Below are 18,376 nucleotides of genomic sequence, written 5' to 3' on the forward strand. Positions count from 1 at the left end.
TTATGGTCAGGCTTTCTCTTGTGCCTCGAGATCCAGCATGGTGAGCCACAAACGCAGGTCAAATTCCAGCTGGTGATAGTCGCCCTGCATATGACAGCAGAGCTGATAGAAGGCCTTGTTGTGATCCTTCTCTTTGAGATGCGCCAGTTCGTGTACCACTACCATGCGCAGTAGGGGCTCGGGCACCTCCTTGAGGCGGGCGGCGATGCGGATCTCATTCTTCGACTTAGTCTTGCCACCGTGATTCTTGGCCACATAGCTGTGCAATCCCAAAGCCTGCTTCTTTAGGGTGATCTTATCGTCAAATATCACCTTGCTCAGGGGGGAGGACTTCTTGAGATAGCGGTTCTTCAGCGCCATGGTGTAGTCATACAGAGCCTTGTCGCTGCGGATCGCGTGACTGTCTGGGTAGCGACGCTCGAGGACACTCCTCAGGCGATTGGTCTCGATGAGTTCATAGACCTGGCTGATAAGCTCGGGCCGATAGCCTTGCAGATAGGGCAGTGATGACATAAGCGAAAGCCTAGTGGATGACGGCTAAGGTGAAGCGATTAGATAACGCCGGGCGCTCTGCGCCCGGCAACAAGCTTAATCTTGCTTGGTGAAGATGCACTTGTTCTGATAGCAGTAGGCGACCTCGAAGGCGTTCTTCTGGAAACGCTTGAGATCCAGCCCCTCGAAATCCACCATAGGCGGATTGCGCTTGAGCTGCTCCTTGATGTTGACCGGTGAGATCAGGTGCACAGGTAGGCCGCAAAGCTGAATTGCCGCTTCCATCTTGAAGCTGGTGGCGCTGCCCGCCAGTTTACCTTTCTGCTCGCGCTCTATGATGGCGACCTGATCGACCTTGTAGTCTTGCATCAGCTTGCTAAAGGCGAAGTGGAATTCTTTGATCGACTCTGTGCTGGCCGAATTAGAGATGGTCAGTGAGCGAGAACGGCAATCTGGGATGTTAAAGGTCTCACCCTCATAGCTCAACAAACAGATGATGGCTTCGCCACCTTTTAACTCAACGCCACAAACTCTCATGATAACCCTAATATAAAAAAATCAATGGCGGCTATTGTAACCTTAATTGGTTCGATTGAGCACTAGTTGTTGCGTGAAAATCGCCGGACTGGCTTTGGCTTGGCTTAGAAAGTGGCGTTTGATGCATAAAGAGCTGGCTGACGCGATTAGCGCTGGCTAATCGATAACCGCTTCTCGAAGGCAATAAAAAGCGGCCATCTGTGACTGCTAAGAGGCCGCTAATCATAGGTTTTAGGCTCGGGGCCTTGAGTTAATCTTCGGGCGTATCCTGAAGTTTAGCCTTGGGCTTTCGCAGCATAGGCGCATCGCCCACGTCGACCCCCGTAATGAAGCGCTTATCTCGCTGCTGTTTCGGCTTGGCGCTGCGGGCAGTCTTCGCGGTCTTGGTCTTAGGCTTCGTTTGCTGTTTGCCCTGACGCTTATCCTGGCTCGGCTTGTCTTTCAGTCCCTTAAATTTGGGGGCGAGATCTTCAATTTCACTGAATTCGAAGCGCTTTTGCAGGAAGTTTTGCACCTGCTTGAAGTTGGCCCAGTCTTTTGGCCCCACCAGGGAGATGGCATCGCCCTTGGCGCCCGCGCGGCCGGTACGGCCGATACGGTGGATATATTCTTCGGCAAATTTTGGCATATCGAAGTTGATCACCAGGGAGACGTTGAGCAGATCCAAGCCGCGAGAGGCCACATCTGTGGTGACCAAGATCTGTTGCTGACCCCGGCTGAACTGATCCATGATCTGGTTGCGTGCCGCCTGCTTAAGCTCGCCGCTAAGAGACGCTGTGCTAAAGCCCTGTTCGGCCAGCAGGCCGGCCAGACGCTCGGTATCGCCGCGGGTGGCGGTGAAGATGATCACCTGTTTGTGGGGCTCAAGCTGTAGCAGGCGGCTGAGCAGCTGCTCCTTGTGGCTGAGGTTATCGCACAGGTAGATCTTCTGGGTGATATCCTGATTCTCCACATGGGAGGCGCCTATGGCCACATGCTCGGGCTCCTTGAGCAGCTCGGCGGCAATCTCGTTGATCTGGCCGTGATCCAGTGTGGCCGAGAACATCAGAGTCTGACGACGCTTATGATCGGCCGCCTGGTTGATCGCCTTGAGTTGCTCGGCGAAGCCCAGATCCAGCATGCGGTCGGCCTCGTCCAAGACAAGCAGCTCGAGTCCGTTGAGAAACAGGTGGCGTTGGGCTAAATGATCAGCCAGACGGCCAGGGGTCGCCACCACGAAATGCGGGTCTTTGGCCAGGGCCTTGGCCTGATCGTTAAAGTTTTCACCGCCGAGGATCTTGATCGCCTTGTATTGGGTGTTGGCAACCAGCAGACGCAGCTGGCTGTAGACCTGAGTGGCCAGCTCTCGGGTCGGCAATAGGATCAATACCCTAGGATCGCGCTTACTCAGGGCCTTGGTGGCGATGACGCGCTGCATTGCTGGCAACAGGAAGGCCAGGGTCTTGCCCGAGCCCGTCTTAGACGATGCCATAAGATCTCTTCCCGATAAGCCAACGGGTATCGATTGCGTTTGGATCTCGGTCGGCGTGTCGATGCCCATGTGTTCAAGGCTGGTCAATAGACGTTTATCGAGTGAAAAATCTGAAAATTGCAATGCTGTGCTCCGAAATATAGATAGGGGCGCATTATACATCGCCGCGAGCGATTCAGCCATGGCTTGAGCATATGCGGCCTATCGAATAAATTTTTATAGCCTGTGGGCTGTGCAGGCGCCTAGTTTGGCTTATGATGAAAAGTAAAGACAACATGGCGCGGCTTGCTCAAGCGACTTAGTCAGACGGCTTAGTCAAATGACTTAGTCAAGCGGCTCGCGTTTCAGGGAGAGTAAAAGAGAAGATGGCGAATATCGGCATTGCACTTGGCAGTGGTGCGGCGAAGGGATGGGCCCACATTGGGGTGCTTAACGAGCTGGCAAGCATGGGGGTATTTCCCAATAAGATTGCCGGCTGCTCTATCGGCGCCGTGGTGGGCGCCGCCTATGCGCAAGACAATCTTGGGGATTTAGAGAATTGGGTGACCAGCTTCTCCAGCTGGGATGTTTTGGGGCTGATGGATCTCAGCTGGCGTAAGGGCGGGCTGATTGGCGGCGAGAAGGTGTTCGACGTGATGCAGCAGCATATAGGCGATCTTGAGATCGAACAGATGCAGATGCCCTTTGCCGCGGTGGCGACCGACCTCTATACGGGCCAGGAGATCTGGTTTAAGCAGGGGAACCTGCGCCATGCGGTACGAGCCTCATGCTCCATGCCGGGGATCCTGCAGCCGGCCCGTATCGGCGATCGCTGGCTGGTGGATGGCGCCGTGGTCAATCCGGTTCCCGTCTCGGTCAGCCGCGCCATGGGGGTCGACCTGGTGATTGCCGTGGATCTTAATGCCCACAGGAAGACCCGACATCAACAGCTGCCCGTGGCCATCTCTTCCGATGTGAAGCCCAGCCAGGCCGAGCAGATTAAGGCCGAGAAAGAGTTGGAGAGCGGTTTCATGGATCTACTGGCCAGGGGACGAGACTATGTCAGTGGCCTGACCGATAAGTTCTCCCTCGGTAATCGTAGCGAGCCCGGCATGCTGGCGGTGATGTCTCAGTCGATGGATATCCTGGAGCAGCGTCATAAGCGGGTGCGTCTGATGGGGGACCCGCCAGATATCCTGATCACCCCTAACGTGATGGAAATTGGCACCATGGAGTTTCATCGTGCCAGCGAAGCCATTGAGGCGGGAAAGGAGGCGGTGAGACAGGTGGCCCATGTAATTCGCGCCCATATCGATGAGCTGGAGAATCACTAGTTTTTTAATCAATGCCTGAGCTTATCTCTGGCCTGGTTTTTGCTGCTTGCTTGAATATTTCTCTGCAGTAGTCGAAAAATTGACAATGAATTCAGTAAGCCAGGCCATTAATGGCTCACAAGCCAATCTGATCGCCAATAGCTATGGCCAAAACACACACGGCCCAGATACACATGCTCAGGACACACGCGATGTCGATGGGTCATCGGCCAGCGACAGGGTGACGCTGTCAAATCAAGCTTCCAAGGCGCAAACCACTGGCCCAGAGATCCCACAGGAGTCGGTGTTTCTCTCGCCCAGGGCCGAGCGTGCCCAGAAAATAGAGGCGATGGCCAAGGACTTCTTTTCCAAGGGACAGTTTGGTCTCGGCGATATTCCCAAATTAATTCAGCGTCTGCATCAGGACGGCATCTTGTCAGAAAACCAGCTCAATCGATTGGGGCAGGCAGGATTTGATATCCCAAGGGGCAATGGGGAGCAGCCTTCCCTGCTCGAATTTATCGCCAGCCAGCGCGAGCAGCTCAAGGAGAGTAAGCCTGATAGCCTGATGATTGCCATGCTCGATGACGCCGAGTCAGTGCTTAAGCAGATGGATAGCCTGGACAGCCATGGTCTGAACCAGAAGGCGGCGCGGGTATCGGCGCAACTCGCGGTTCTAATTCAAGGAGATAGCGGCCTGACCAGCGGCGACAAGGCGATGTGGCAGGGGCTGAAATCGACCATGCAACTGGCGGCCGCATCGGGAAGTTCGCAACAGGCTTCCGGGCAATTACAGCGTTATCTGTCACTATCTAAAGGAATTACGTAATTTATTCACAGTTTGTCCCATTTTTATCCCGCATCTAGCTCCCTTTTCTGACTGGGTCAAGGCAAGTTTTAACGATAAGTGGCCCAGTTTGCAGTAATCTTGTGTCACAAAATTCCATCCGCAAATTAATGATCTGGATCAAGGTACTCGAGTCTAACTTGTAGCTTAATGCGCTACATATTGTGTTCATCGTCTATATTAACACTATATATGGTGTTAATTTGGCCGTTACTTGAGGAGATATTAAACAATGCCAGTGGTTATTAAGCGGGATGGTTACCGCACGCCTTTTGACGAAACAAGGATTCGAGATGCAGTAGTTGCTGCAGCAAGTTCGGCAGGTATTGATGATGTTGCCTATGCCACTGAGGTGGCCCTAAAAGTGCGCCAGTCGGTGGCCGAGCTCGAGCAGGTGGATATTCATGATCTGCAAGATGCGGTCGAAAACCAGTTGATGGAAGGTCCTTATAAGCAGCTTGCCAGAGTCTATATCGAGTATCGCCATGACAGAGATATTCATCGTGAGGTGAGCAGTCGCCTCAACCGTGAGATCCGTGGGTTAGTGGAGCAGAGTAATGCCTCGCTGTTGAACGAGAACGCCAACAAAGACTCTAAGGTGATCCCGACCCAGCGTGATCTGCTGGCGGGTATCGTGGCCAAACACTATGCCACCCGCCATATTCTGCCAAAGGATGTGGTGGCGGCCCATGAATCGGGTGAGATCCATTATCACGATCTCGACTATGCGCCTTTCTTCCCTATGTTTAACTGCATGCTGATCGATCTGGCCGGCATGTTGACCCATGGTTTCAAGATGGGTAACGCCGAGATCGAGACGCCTAAGTCTATCTCCACCGCCACGGCGGTGACGGCGCAGATCATCGCCCAGGTGGCGAGCCATATTTATGGCGGCACTACCATCAACCGTATCGACGAGGTGCTCGCACCTTTCGTTGCCAAGAGCTATGACAAGCACTATCAGGTTGCGTTGACTTGGGGGATCACAGATGCCAAGGCTTTTGCCACCGCGCAGACAGAGAAGGAGTGTCACGACGCCTTCCAGTCGCTGGAGTATGAGGTTAACACCCTGCATACCGCCAACGGCCAGACCCCTTTCGTAACCTTCGGCTTCGGTCTGGGTACCTCCTGGGAGTCACGCCTTATTCAGTCATCCATGATGAAGGTACGAATGACAGGCCTGGGTAAGAACCGTAAGACGGCTGTCTTCCCTAAGTTGGTCTTCGCTATTCGCGACGGCATCAACCATAAGGCTGGCGACTGTAACTATGATATCAAGCAGATGGCGCTCAAGTGTGCGTCGATGCGCATGTATCCGGATATCCTCAACTATGAGCAGGTGGAAAAGGTCACAGGTTCCTTTAAGACCCCTATGGGTTGCCGCAGCTTCCTCGGCACCTACGAAGAGGATGGTGAGCTGGTGCACGAAGGGCGTAACAATCTGGGCGTGGTTAGCCTGAACCTGCCGCGGATCGCCATCGAGGCCCAGGGTGACGAGACACGCTTCTATCAGTTGCTCGACGAGCGTCTGGCGGTGGCCCGCCGCGCCCTGGACACTCGCATCGAGCGCCTACAAGGCGTGAAGGCAAGGGTCGCGCCTATCCTCTATATGGAGGGGGCCTGCGGCGTACGTCTGCGCGCGGATGATGAGATTAGCGACATCTTTAAGAATGGTCGCGCCTCTATCTCCCTTGGCTACATAGGTCTGCATGAGACCATCAATGCCCTCTATGGCAACGAGACTCATGTATATGACAACCAGGCCCTGCGCGGTAAGGCGCTCGCCATTATCGAACACCTCAAGGCGGCGACCGTGCGTTGGCGTGAGGAGTCTGGCTACGGCTTTAGCCTCTATAGCACGCCGAGTGAGAACCTATGTAGCCGCTTCTGTAAGCTGGATACCAAGGCCTTTGGGGTGATCGACGGGGTAACGGATCGCGGATACTACACCAACAGCTTCCACCTGGATGTAGAGAAGAAGGTCAATCCATACGATAAGTTGGATTTTGAGCAACCCTATCCGGCGCTGACGAGTGGTGGCTTCATCTGTTATGGTGAATATCCCAACATGCAGCACAATATCGAGGCGCTGGAAGATGTGTGGGATTATAGCTATAGCCGAGTGCCTTACTATGGCACCAACACGCCGATTGATGAGTGTTACGACTGTGGCTTTACCGGTGAGTTCAGCTGTACCAGTAAGGGCTTTACCTGTCCTAAGTGTGGCAACCATGAGCCGAGCCGGGTCTCGGTGACACGCAGGGTGTGTGGCTACCTGGGCAGTCCGGACGCCAGACCCTTCAACTATGGTAAGCAGGAAGAGGTTAAACGCCGGGTGAAGCACCTCTAACAGAAGCACCTCTAATACGGGAACGGCGGCGAAAGGCAGTTTTTAGCCGTGCTGCCAATGCAATAAATTAAGTCTAAGATAGCAGGCGCCCTAGGGCACTTGCTATCTTTGCGTGAGGGACACATGAACTATCATCAGTATTTTCCCATCGACGTCGTTAACGGCCCAGGTACTCGTGTGACCCTGTTTGTCTCGGGCTGCGAGCATCAGTGTCGGGGCTGCTATAACCAGTCGACCTGGAATCCTGGCTCGGGCCATCTGTTCGATGAATTGATGCTTGAGCTGGTGATCAAGGATCTCAAGGATACCCGGGTTAAGCGTCGCGGCCTGTCGCTCTCTGGCGGCGATCCACTGCATCCGGGCAATCTGGACGCTATCCTGACGCTGGTTAAGCGGGTAAAGGAGGAGTGTCAGGGCAAGGATATCTGGCTATGGACAGGCTATACCTTAGGGGAGTTGAGTCCGGCTCAGCGAACCGTGGTTGCCTATGTGGACGTCCTGGTTGATGGTAAGTTTGAGCAGTCGCTGGCCGATCCTAGCCTGGTGTTTCGCGGCAGTAGCAATCAGGTGATCCATTACCTTACTAAAACGAGCCGACCATAGCGGCAGCTGACATTGGTCTAGAACGCATCCGGGGCTAGATGACTTGTCTGCACCTTCCTCAATAGTGGTATAATGTTCGCCAATCTTACGGATGCAGCCTATTTTTATCTAGGTTGTCTCTGTGTATTCGCTAGATTTTTAAGGCAAGTTAATGAATTTAAAGCAAGAGTTACAGCAGTTAAACGATCGTCTCGACAAGTATCGTCGTAAATTGGATGCGGCTGAGAAGCGTGGCGATCAGGCGGTGATTTTGCAATTTAAGCAAGAGATCAATGCGGTAACTAAGCAAATTACCCATGTCAAACAGCAGCAGAGCCGTCAATTGAACAAACGCGGTAGCGAACTGAGCGAACTTGCCTTTAGCCGCGTGTTGACCAAGGCCGAACAGGCTGACATGGGTAAGCTCAAGCGTGCGGTGAAGGGATTAGTGGTGGTTCATCCCATGACGGCGCTCGGGCGTCAGATGGGTTTGACTCAGGTGACCGGATACGCGCCTAAGGCCTTTTAATTTAAGGGAGAGAATTTTGATGGCGGCGTGAGCGACTTCATAGCCTTGCCGCCAGTCAGCGCGTATCCTAATAGGCCAAAGTGGTTGCGGTGAAGCAATAACCGATTTCAACACTCGGGTATTTCACTGTTAGGCAAAAACACATAGAATGCTCGGTCTGAGAAAGGGGAGAGTCCCTCCACCTGGTTTTCATTTTTCATTCGCATCTCAGACAGAGCGAGTTGTAAAGGTTATTTCATGTCGATTAAGTATGTCGCCACCTCTAAACTTCCCACCCCTTGGGGAGTGTTTGCCATGCATGGTTTCGAAGATACAGAGACGGGCAAAGAGCACGTGGCGCTCACCTTTGGCGAGTTAGATGCGAGCCAGCCCATGTTGGGTAGAATTCATTCAGAGTGTCTGACCGGCGATGCGTTGTTTAGTCTGCGTTGTGACTGTGGTTTTCAGCTACAAACCGCGATGCAAAATATTGCCGAGGCGGGGCAGGGATTTATTCTCTATCTGCGTCAGGAAGGCCGTGGTATCGGTCTGCTCAATAAGATCCGTGCCTATGAACTGCAGGATCAAGGTGCCAATACGGTAGAAGCCAATGAGCGTCTGGGCTTTGCCGCCGATATGCGCAAATACGACATGATCAAGCCCATGCTGGAGAAGATTGGTGTACAGCAGGTGAAGCTGATGACCAATAACCCCCGCAAGGTCAAGGCGATGAAGGAGCTGGGCATAGCGGTTATCGAGCGTGTGCCACTGCAGGTAGGTAAGAATCGTTATAACGAGGCCTATCTGAAGACCAAGTCCACCGAGCTGGGGCACATGATGTCTGAATATCACTTTAACGAAGAGCACCAAGGCTAACTCAGCTTATGCCTTGGTTAAGTTCACGGCACAGGCTCTGGTGTAACTCTTAAATATGAGTTAGCGCCGTGGTGACCTTAATGTGTCACCACGGCTTGAATACTCGCTGCTACTCTGCTTATTTAGCTATTTTAGCTATCTTGCCAATAACTACTCTCTGGGTTGAACCTGTTTCTCCTTGGCTTTTAGCAATGCCATTAGCTGATTGGTGGTGATGGCTATCTGATCTTGCAGCCGCTTACGCTCGAGCTCGGCGGCGTCGGAATCATCCCCCTGCAACGCCTGTAGTTCCAGTCGTAACTCTTCGAGTTTCTGTTTCAATTCTTTGATCTTCTTGTCGATCTCGGAGAGGTTTTCATCCTCTTCTGTCTCCTCAGCCTTACGCGCCTTATCCGTCTTGGCGGCTTCGCTATTGTGCAGCGACTTGCCGGTCGCGTCGGCGAGGGCCTTACGCCCAGCCTCAGACAGGCTGACCCTGTCGCCGCTTAACTGAGCTTGTTCACTGTCGCTTTGAGTTGGTTGTTGAGCCGCCTCGGGCGCATTGGGGTCGCGTACATCGAGAGAGCTCAGGCTCTGGGGGCCAAGAATCTGGGTCTCAAAGGGGTTTATACCGTTCACATTCATCTGCTTAACCTTCCTTGTTACTGGGTAGACCTAAATAATTAGGATGAAGAGTGGCCTAACATAGCTATCGGCAGGCTGAGTAGGAGCTTAAGCGGGTTTTGGCGCTATTTATCTGAGCTGGCTCGCAAATTCAGTGAGATCAACTGACTTAGTCGTCAGATTTACCCCAAATGTGTTGATTGACGCCGCTAGTGCTCGTTTTTTCCGCTTTGTCGTTGGTGTTGCGTTTAGGCTGAGTCGATTCGATAGGACGGCCGGCATCGCCGCGCAGGTGCGCAGGGATAGGCTCGCCGATCATCTTGAGGTAGAGGCGCTCCACCTTTTCCCTGGCCCACTGGGTCTTACGCAGGAACTTGAGGCTGGACTTGATGGAGGGGTCGTGGTTGAAACAGCGTATGTCGATGCGTCTGCCCAGCTCCTCCCAGCCGTAGTGGTCGACGAGGTCTGTGAGTAGGGCTTCGAGTTTGATGCCGTGTAGTGGGTTATTCGCCTGAGTCATGGTGATGCTTGATTAAACAAATTTGCCTTATTATACCAAGATACCCGAGACGTGTTCGATAAAAAAAGGGGACCTTGAGGTCCCCTGTTTAAATGATGCCTTTACTGGAAGCTAAGCTGCCACGCATCGATAGTGCCGGTGTCGCGACGGGCGCTATCTACGGCCTTCAGTGTCCAGGTGCCGGCAGATTCAACGCCAGACATGTCGACTGTGTAGCTCTTGATGATGTTGTCAGCGCTGCCGCCGCTGTTGTCATGTAGCACGGCTACCTGGCCACTTGGGCTGTGCAGTTCGACCTGCAGATCGCCGATGTAGGTGTGGGTAATGTTAACCGTTACCGTTACCGTGCCTGAGTCGCCGCTGCGAGTCACATCGATTGGGCTGCTGATGCCTGCTGGATCATTGTCTGGAATCGCATAGCCGGTGTTGTTGGTGTAGGTGGCTGCGCCGCCCGTGCTACCGCCAGAGCTCTGCTCTGTGTAGCTGGCCGTCAGGCTGACACCGCTAAAGTCGCTGTAACCTTGTACCATCACATAGTAGGTCCCCGCCTGTGGTGTGCTCACAGGGCAAGACTCGCTGTTACCGCCTTTCCATGGACGACAGTCGTAGCTGCTCAGGGTAGGCGCGGCGCCGTACTGCATGTAAAGGTCAGCATCGCCTGTACCGCCGCTCATGGCAAAGTTCAGATCGCTGGCACCAGCAGGTACTTCGATTGAGAAGTGTAGCTCGTCACCTTTCACGCCAGTCAGGTTGGTCTTAGCCACGCCATTTTCCAGCACGTTATCGCCGCTACCTGTTCCCGGATCGGTTGGGCCGTTACAAGAGGCATCTAGGTACTCTTTGGCAGCAACCGCGTCAACCAGACCATAACCTGTCTTGTCGTCGCGACCGGCAACATCGAGATCTTCAGCCGTTGCAGTCAGTGCGGCACGCACCTGAGCGGCGCTACACTCTGGATGATAGCTCCATACCAAGGTAGCAACACCCGATACGTGTGGTGTCGCCATAGAGGTACCATTGTAGTACTCGTAGTCTTCACCATCGGTGTTGGCTACTGTGACGTTTGTGCCTAGGTGAGCACGTAGTGCCTGACCTGTGGTGCGGTCGACAGATACCGAAACCATTGGAGCTTCGTTGTTGGTGTCAACCAGGAAGGGGTTTTGCAGACCTGGCAGCGCAGTGTTACTGAACACTATGGCTGCTTGGGCGCCGGCGTTGTTACATGCCTTCACCGCATCGATCTCTGGGTAGCTGGCACCTTGGTTACCAACACGCTCAACCAGACAGACTTTGCCTGTCATGTCGCCACAGTTAAAGACACCGCCCGATACGCTACATTCGGCCAGCTCGGCAGTGACAGAACCAGAGATTGGGGTGCCAACATAGTTGCCGCTGCTGTCTTTCACATAGCGGTTATGGGGGACTACGCCATTATCGAAGTATGACTGACCACCTGCTGTGATGTTAGCCAGGCGACCTTCACCCAGTGTAACGGTTGATAGGATAGCTTCACCCGGACCCGAGATCTCCACCTGATTGGTGTACTGAGAGAAGGCGGCGTGATCTTTATTGTTATCGACCGCAGCTACTGACATAACGGCATCGTATGATGCAGGGTAGCTGTGGGTGTTGTTACCGTCATTACCCGCGGCGGCGATCAGCAGAACGCCGTTGTTGGCGTGAGCCGCTAGGGCGTTTTTCTCTGTGGTGGTTGATTGAGAGCCACCCAGAGACATGGTAACTACGTTGGCGCCGTTGTTCACACAGGTGTCAACCGCCGATACCAATGAAGAGGAGTAGCCCCAACCGTCAGAGTTAAACACCTTCACCACGTGGATGTTGGCGTTCTGGTTTGGCATCACACCGACCACGCCGTCGCTGTTAGCGATAGCGGCGATGGTGCCCGCTACGTGAGTACCGTGGGCGTTGTGGGCACCTGGCTCATACCAGTTGCCTGTACCTGAGTTGTTGGTACCAGTCACATTGTTGCCACTCAGCTCGCTGTGGCTACGATCGTAACCCGAGTCGATAATACAGATGGTGCGGTTGCCAGCCATGCTGTCGCTCAGGCTGGTGGCACCCACAAAGGTTTGACCCCAAGGCGTGGTTTCGCTCAGCAGACGGCGTGGCACATCTTCTTCGACGTAATCCACATCGGCGCGCAATTTCAGAGCCTTAACCCCATTATTGTCCAGCTGCGCCGAGTAAGCGTTTGAGCGACCGATACGCTTCATCTGCTTGGCCTTCACGCTGTTCAGTGCTCTGTGCTGAGAGAAGACTTCGTTGGCTCTTGGTTGATACTCATTCAGGTTGTTGGCATCGGCCTGTGCGGCAGCCTGGGCATTCTTAAACTTGACGATATAGCGCTTAGGCAGGGGAGATGCTTGATTGATACGGGCATTATCAGCCTGAAGGTGGAGTCCTTTCGTCGGCGCTGCATTGACGTTTGCTGCAATTGCCAGGGCAAGTGCAGACAAAGACATAGCGACCGCAGTTGTCTTTTTAACTGTCATATTGTCTTCCATTTTAAAAGTTAGAATTAATAATTATTATTGGAGTGCATAGCAGCATGACCGCCACCATATGCGTTACTCGACAGTGAATCTATCTGTTGGTGACACATTTGTAAATAAGGTGTTAACCCGTTGGGAGGGCAAAAAATAATTGTATGCAATCGAATTTTTATGCACAGGCTATTCATTGAATACGATTGTATTATCGTAAAGACAGTGTGTTTTTGAGTATTTATTCGAATTTTCAGACTGTTTATTTTCTTTGGGTGTCGCCTGTAAGCATGCGACGGGAAATTGACCTTAATTTATAAGTTTTTGTAATTATTAATTAATTGATATTCCATAATTGTAATAACATATAGCTAATAGTTATATGTTGTTGCAATTGTAACAATCGTGGTGCTCCATAGCAGTTGGCTTTATAGCCATTTTTAATGGTTAGGTATGCTGTAAGTTTCAGAAGTGTCTGGTGTACCGTCTAGTAGTGGATCGTCTGGTAGTGGATCGTCTGGTAGTGGATCGTCTGGTAGTGGATCGTCTGGTAGTGGATCGTCTGGTAGTGGATCGTCTGGTAGTAGATAGTCTGCTAGCGGATCGTCTGTTAGTGAATAGTCAGTGGACTTTGTCGCCGCGCTAGCATGAGCCGGCTGAGTATAGGTTGAGCCAATAAGGGCGCCTGAACCCTGTTGTCGCGGCAAGTAACGAATAGACGAAAAAGGTCGTTAAAGAAAAGGTACCTAATGAAAAAGGCAGCCAATGAAAAAGGCACCTTGGGGTGCCTTAGTCGGTTTAAGGTTTCTGAGCCTTTAGCTCATCTTCTCCTAGTGCTTAGCCAGGCTCTGGTAGCCGCCGCCATTATAGGTGTTGCTGTAGCCGAGTTTTACCAGGCTCTCCTGGGCGATACCGCTACGACGGCCGCTGCGACAATAGAGCACCACAGATTGATCTTTGGCGATGCCTTGCTTGGTAAACTCTTCGGCAATGATTTCGAAGGGAATATTAATCGCGTTCTCTAGATGCCCCTCGGCAAACTCCTCCGGGGTTCTGACATCAACGACCATGGCCCCTTGCTGTATATGCTCCCAGGCAACCTTAGGGTTTTTCTCTTCGCCATAGCTTGGCGCCGACAGGCCCATGATGGCGACAAATAGCAGCGCCATCAGGCTTATGATTGATTTGGGTAGCATCTTATTGGCTTGTCTCACGTTGGCTCCTTGTGATCTGTGAGTTATTTCATGCGGGCCAATTCCGCTTCAGTCTTGATCCCCATCTTCTTCATTAACATGGCGGCCGGACAGAAGCCGGTAAAGGCGCTTTGAAATAGATTAGCGCCTACAAAAGCCGTTAGCCAGATAAAATTAGGGTGGACAAAGGTCGTGAGCAGCAAAGACAAGATGACCATAAAGCCTGCAAAGGCGAAAATACTACGTTCGACAGACATACTGTATCTCCTTAAGATTGCGGATTAACCGCGGCAAAGTATTCGGGGCGGTGACGCATCACGGCGTAATAGAGCACGGGGATCACCACCAGGGTTAACAGGGTTGAAACCAAGATGCCGAAGATAAGACTGATGGCCAGGCCGTTGAAGATCGGATCATCTAAGATGAATAGGGCTCCTATCATGGCGGCCAGTCCGGTCAGCATGATGGGCTTGGCCCTGACGGCGCCAGAGTGGATCACCGCCTGCTCGAAGGGCACGCCCGCGGCGGTTTCCTGGTTAATAAAGTCCACCAAGAGGATGGAGTTACGCACGATAATCCCCGCCAGGGCGATCATGCCTATCATAGAGGTGGCGGTAAATTGCGCACCCAGCAGGGCATGACCCGGCATCACCCCTATGATGGTGAGCGGAATGGGCGCCATGATGATCAGTGGCACGCTGTAGGAGCGGAACTGACCCACCACAAGGAGGTAGATGGCGATCATACCCACGCCATAGGCGATACCCATGTCTCTGAAGGTCTCATAGGTGATCTTCCACTCCCCGTCCCAGAGCACGGCGATGCTGTCCAGTCCAGAAGGCTGGTTAACATAGTGCTGATCGAAACCCAGACCACCCTCTTGATTGATGCTGCCGGCGATCTCGAACATGCCATAGAGTGGGCTGTCCAGTGGGCCTGCCATGTCGGCCACCACCATGATCATAGGGATCATGTTCTTGCGTATGATAGGCGCGTCTATGGCCCGCTTGTGTATGGTGATCAGCTCGGAGACTGGCACAGAGTTACCCGATGCGTTGGTGAGCCTGAGGTTGAGCACCTGCTCGAGATCCACCTTGGCGCCTTCCTCCAGCTGAAGCTTGATAGGCACAGGCGATTTCTGATTAGGCTTGTGCAGGTAGCTCACCGCCTTGCCGCCCACCGAGGTGGCCACCAGATCGACGATATTGCTGTAGGGTACACCCATCAGGCTGGCCTTGGCGCGGTCGATATTGACCTGCCATTTCTGCTGTGCGGCCGGCAGGTAGATGTCTATATCCACCACATCCTGGGTGTCGTGAAATAGCTGCTGCAGTGCTCTGGCGGCGGTTTCACGCATCTCGGCGTTAGGGCCATAGACCTCGGCCAGAATTGGCGACCACACAGGTGGGCCTGGGGGGACTTCGACTACCTTGACGTTGGCATTGTATTGCTTGGCGGTGGCTTGCAGTGCTTCACGTACTGCTGATGCAATGCTATGGCTGTCTCTGTTGCGATTGCCTTTATCGACTAAATTGACCTGAATGTCGCCGAGCTCCTGACTCTGTCTGAGGAAGTAGTGACGCACCAGGCCGTTAAAGTTCATGGGCGCGGCGGTGCCGGCATAGAGTTGGTAGTTGTCCACCTCTTCGACCTTATCCAGCTCTAGGGCGAGTGCCTTGAGTACGCGCTGGGTCTGCTCAACCGGTGTGCCTTCTGGCATGTCAAGCATCACCTGAAACTCCGACTTATTATCGAAGGGCAGCATCTTGAGCACCACCAACTGACCTACGGGCAGGGAGACGGCGATCATGATCAGCAGGGCGATGGCGGCGCCCAGGCCAATCCTTGCCTTACCGGCCTGCTTGCCTCTGACGAAGGGGGAGATCAGCCTTGTAAACAGCCTCAGCATGCGATCGTCCACGTCATGTTCACTGTCAACGCCTTGGTGTTGATGACCCTTGAGCAGCTTAGTGGCCAACCAGGGGGTGACGATGAAGGCGATGGCCAGGGAGATCAGCATCCCCATGCTGGCGTTGATGGGAATAGGGCTCATGTAGGGGCCCATGAGGCCAGAGACGAAGGCCATCGGCATCAGCGCGGCGATCACGGTAAAGGTCGCCAATATGGTGGGGCCGCCCACCTCGTCGACGGCAACGGGGATCAGCTCGACGAAGGAGCGTTTGCCCAACGCCATGTGCCTGTGGATGTTCTCCACCACTACGATGGCGTCATCCACCAAAATACCGATAGAGAAGATTAAGGCGAACAGGGATATACGGTTGAGCGTAAAGCCCCAGGCCCAGGAGGCGAACAGGGTGATTGCCAGGGTGATGATGATGGCGATGCCCACCACCACAGACTCGCGTAGCCCCATGGTGAGGAAGACCAAGATCACCACGGCCGAGGTGGCAAACACCAGCTTGAGGATCAGGGTGTTGGCCTTGTCGCCCGCCGTCTTACCATAGTTTCGTGAGACGGTGATGTTCACATCGTCGGGTACCAGGATGTTGTCTATCTTGTCCAGACGCTCGAGGATCACATTGGCGATATCCACGGCGTTCTCGCCCGGCTGTTTACCGATGGCGATGGTGACCGCAGGATAGATGGCCGACTTATCGCCGTGCCAGGCGTGCTGAGTCGGGATGTCGCTGTTGAGGCTAATCTTGGCGATGTCGCCTAGGTACACGGGGGCGCTCTGGCCCGATTCGTCCTGATAGACGGCGACGACCAGCTGCTCAACCTCTTGTTTAGATTTTAAAAACTGCCCAGTTTGAACCTTGATCTCCTGATTGTCCTGTACCAGAGATACCGGCATAGAGACATGGTTATTGCTCGACAGGCTACGGTTGATATCGTCGTAGGTGAGGCCATAGAAGCTCATCTTAGCGGGATCGATCCGCACGTTGAGGCTGATCTCATGGCTGCCGACACTGTAGATCTCACGGGTGCCCGGAATGCGTTTCAGCTCACTCTCCAGCCCCTTGGCGATATGGGTCAGCTGCTCGGCGGATTGCGTGTTGTCTTTCGACCATAGGGTCAGGCTGACGATGGGCACGTCGTCTATGCCGCGGGGCTTGATCTGTGGCTCGCCCACGCCTGCCTGGCTGGCGACCTTGTCCTTGTTGGAATAGACCTGATTGTAGAGCTTGACGATCGCCTCGTTACGGGGAACCCCTACCTCGAAAATGGCGATGATCAGCGCGCCGTCCGGCTGGGAGAAGGAGTAGAGAGTGTCTATCCCCTTGATCTGTGAGATCACCTCCTCCATGGGCTGGGTCACCAGGTGCTCGACCTCGCTCGGCGTGGCGCCGGGAAAGGGGATGTAGATATCGGCAAAGGTGACGTCTATCTGTGGCTCTTCCTCCTTGGGGGTTACCATGACGGCGAACAGACCCAGCAGCAGGCCAAGCAGGGCCAGCAAGGGAGTGATGGCACTGAGCTGGAACATGGCCGCCAGGCGCCCGGAAAATCCCAGATGCTTTGGGCTGTACTGATTATCTTGGTGTCGATCTTGCTGATTCATATCTATAGGGCTCCTATTCGATCACCAGATCTATTGTTTCAGCTTCAGCAGCACTTGATAGGCGTCGACGGCGATAGTGTCGCCGTCACTCAGGCCTGACAGCACCTCGAAGCTATCGCCCTGCTTATTGCCTAGGCGCACCTGATTAAGCATGAACTGATTGTTCTGCATCAGGTAGACCGCGCTCAGTTCGTTGCTGTAGATCACCGCAGACTCAGGGACGGTCAGGGTTTCTCGATCGCCGGCGTTGAAGCTGGCCTTAACCCACATGCCGGGCATCAGGTTGGGTTCCTGAGGCGGCAGTTCGATACGCGTCTTATAGCTGTGGCTCTTGGCATCGGCGAAAGAGAAGATGGTCAGGGCGTCCGACTCTAGCTCCTTACCGTTGGTCAGCACTAGCTTCATCTTAGGGTTGGCGCGCAGTGCGTCTATGTAACGCAGGGGCACATGGGTGACGGCGCGCATATGTTCGGTGGCAAAGCCGCTCAGCAGGGGCTGTCCCGGTGATACGGTTTCACCCACTTCCACATGGCGTTTGGTGACCACGCCGGCAAAGGGCGCATTTACCGTGGTGTATTGCAGAGACTCGTTTGCCTGAATGATACGAGCCCTAGCGGCACTGACGGCCTGGGCCGAGGCGCGGGCGTTGGCGATGGCTTGATCCATATCCCCCTGGGAGATGGCGCCTTGGGGGAACAGCTTCTCGTAACGCTTACGCTGTTTTTGCGCCTCTTCGTTTTGGGCCTGGGCGCGGGCAAAGTCGGCCTCGGCGGCCGCTAACTCGGCGCCTTGGGCCTTACTGGTGATCTCCAGTAGTGAGGCGCCCTGGGGCACTATGTCGTTAACATCATAATTGATCTTGATGATGCGGCCCGAGGTTTGCGCCGACACAGTGGCCGACTTCACCGCCTCGAGCTGCGCATCTAAGGTGATCCACTGGGGCTGAGATTGTTTGGCCAGCGTCATGGTGGGGAGCTCGTTGGCACCTGATATCAGGCTGACGAGCGACAGCAGAATGCCGATGGAAAATGCGTGTTGTACTTGCATGGAAGATCACCTCTTAAAACTTCATAAGAAA

The 18,376-nt window shown here is 53.8% G+C and carries 17 protein-coding genes; 7 read left to right on the plus strand and 10 right to left on the minus strand.

Annotated features, from left to right (window positions below):
* Positions 1–6: 6 nt before the first annotated feature.
* The 3 genes from GNT65_RS10265 to GNT65_RS10275 form a co-directional block, all read right to left on the minus strand.
* Positions 7–513, minus strand: coding sequence for a M48 metallopeptidase family protein (locus GNT65_RS10265; RefSeq protein WP_160795876.1), 507 nt, complete (start codon positions 511–513; stop codon positions 7–9).
* Positions 514–588: 75 nt separating this feature from the next.
* Entirely contained in the window at positions 589–1,029 is a 441-nt protein-coding gene (locus tag GNT65_RS10270) for a DUF3010 family protein (RefSeq protein ID WP_160795878.1), read from the minus strand.
* A gap of 250 nt (positions 1,030–1,279) precedes the next feature.
* Entirely contained in the window at positions 1,280–2,623 is a 1,344-nt protein-coding gene (locus tag GNT65_RS10275) for a DEAD/DEAH box helicase (protein WP_160795880.1), read from the minus strand.
* Positions 2,624–2,865: 242 nt separating this feature from the next.
* On the opposite strand from GNT65_RS10275, the gene rssA reads away from it, so the two are divergent.
* From rssA to ribA, 6 genes are all read left to right on the plus strand, one after another.
* Entirely contained in the window at positions 2,866–3,813 is a 948-nt protein-coding gene (gene rssA, locus GNT65_RS10280) for a patatin-like phospholipase RssA (protein ID WP_160795882.1), read from the plus strand.
* Positions 3,814–3,898: 85 nt separating this feature from the next.
* On the plus strand, positions 3,899–4,621 hold the full coding sequence (locus GNT65_RS10285; protein ID WP_160795884.1) for a hypothetical protein: 723 nt from the start codon (positions 3,899–3,901) through the stop codon (positions 4,619–4,621).
* A gap of 250 nt (positions 4,622–4,871) precedes the next feature.
* Positions 4,872–6,989: an anaerobic ribonucleoside-triphosphate reductase gene (nrdD, locus tag GNT65_RS10290; RefSeq protein WP_160795886.1), complete on the plus strand. Its 2,118-nt coding sequence runs from the start codon at positions 4,872–4,874 to the stop codon at positions 6,987–6,989.
* 123 nt (positions 6,990–7,112) lie between these two features.
* The gene (nrdG, locus tag GNT65_RS10295; protein WP_160795888.1) at positions 7,113–7,592 is read left to right on the plus strand and encodes an anaerobic ribonucleoside-triphosphate reductase-activating protein; all 480 of its coding nucleotides are present in this window, start codon (positions 7,113–7,115) and stop codon (positions 7,590–7,592) included.
* A 151-nt stretch (positions 7,593–7,743) separates the two neighbouring features.
* Positions 7,744–8,100 carry a YibL family ribosome-associated protein gene (locus tag GNT65_RS10300; protein WP_160795890.1) on the plus strand — a complete coding sequence of 119 codons (357 nt, stop codon included), beginning with the start codon at positions 7,744–7,746 and terminating at the stop codon, positions 8,098–8,100.
* 237 nt (positions 8,101–8,337) lie between these two features.
* On the plus strand, positions 8,338–8,955 hold the full coding sequence (gene ribA, locus GNT65_RS10305) for a GTP cyclohydrolase II (protein ID WP_160795892.1): 618 nt from the start codon (positions 8,338–8,340) through the stop codon (positions 8,953–8,955).
* Between the two features lie 150 nt (positions 8,956–9,105).
* Here ribA and GNT65_RS10310 read toward each other — a convergent pair whose 3' ends face one another.
* The 3 genes from GNT65_RS10310 to GNT65_RS10320 all read right to left on the minus strand — a co-directional run bounded on the left by GNT65_RS10310 (position 9,106) and on the right by GNT65_RS10320 (position 12,591).
* A complete protein-coding gene (locus GNT65_RS10310; protein WP_160795894.1) occupies positions 9,106–9,579 on the minus strand; it encodes a hypothetical protein in 474 nt (157 codons plus the stop codon).
* A gap of 148 nt (positions 9,580–9,727) precedes the next feature.
* Entirely contained in the window at positions 9,728–10,078 is a 351-nt protein-coding gene (locus GNT65_RS10315; RefSeq protein ID WP_160795896.1) for a VF530 family protein, read from the minus strand.
* A 101-nt stretch (positions 10,079–10,179) separates the two neighbouring features.
* Positions 10,180–12,591: a S8 family serine peptidase gene (locus GNT65_RS10320; protein WP_160795898.1), complete on the minus strand. Its 2,412-nt coding sequence runs from the start codon at positions 12,589–12,591 to the stop codon at positions 10,180–10,182.
* A 469-nt stretch (positions 12,592–13,060) separates the two neighbouring features.
* Here GNT65_RS10320 and GNT65_RS10325 point away from each other — a divergent pair, with 469 nt between their 5' ends.
* Positions 13,061–13,228 (plus strand): hypothetical protein, encoded by a 168-nt coding sequence (locus GNT65_RS10325; protein WP_160795900.1) that lies wholly within the window; start codon positions 13,061–13,063, stop codon positions 13,226–13,228.
* Positions 13,229–13,412: 184 nt separating this feature from the next.
* On the opposite strand, the gene GNT65_RS10330 is transcribed toward GNT65_RS10325, so the two are convergent.
* The 4 genes from GNT65_RS10330 to GNT65_RS10345 form a co-directional block, all read right to left on the minus strand.
* Complete coding sequence (locus tag GNT65_RS10330; protein ID WP_420853516.1) at positions 13,413–13,727, minus strand: rhodanese-like domain-containing protein; 315 nt, start codon at positions 13,725–13,727, stop codon at positions 13,413–13,415.
* Positions 13,728–13,819: 92 nt separating this feature from the next.
* Positions 13,820–14,032, minus strand: coding sequence for a YgaP family membrane protein (locus GNT65_RS10335; protein WP_160795902.1), 213 nt, complete (start codon positions 14,030–14,032; stop codon positions 13,820–13,822).
* Positions 14,033–14,043: 11 nt separating this feature from the next.
* The gene (locus GNT65_RS10340) at positions 14,044–17,298 is read right to left on the minus strand and encodes an efflux RND transporter permease subunit (protein WP_160795904.1); all 3,255 of its coding nucleotides are present in this window, start codon (positions 17,296–17,298) and stop codon (positions 14,044–14,046) included.
* A 30-nt stretch (positions 17,299–17,328) separates the two neighbouring features.
* Positions 17,329–18,345: an efflux RND transporter periplasmic adaptor subunit gene (locus GNT65_RS10345; RefSeq protein ID WP_160795906.1), complete on the minus strand. Its 1,017-nt coding sequence runs from the start codon at positions 18,343–18,345 to the stop codon at positions 17,329–17,331.
* Between the last annotated feature and the right edge of the window lie 31 nt (positions 18,346–18,376).

Origin of the sequence: Shewanella insulae (genome assembly GCF_009831655.1) — a bacterium.
Lineage (GTDB): Bacteria > Pseudomonadota > Gammaproteobacteria > Enterobacterales > Shewanellaceae > Shewanella > Shewanella insulae.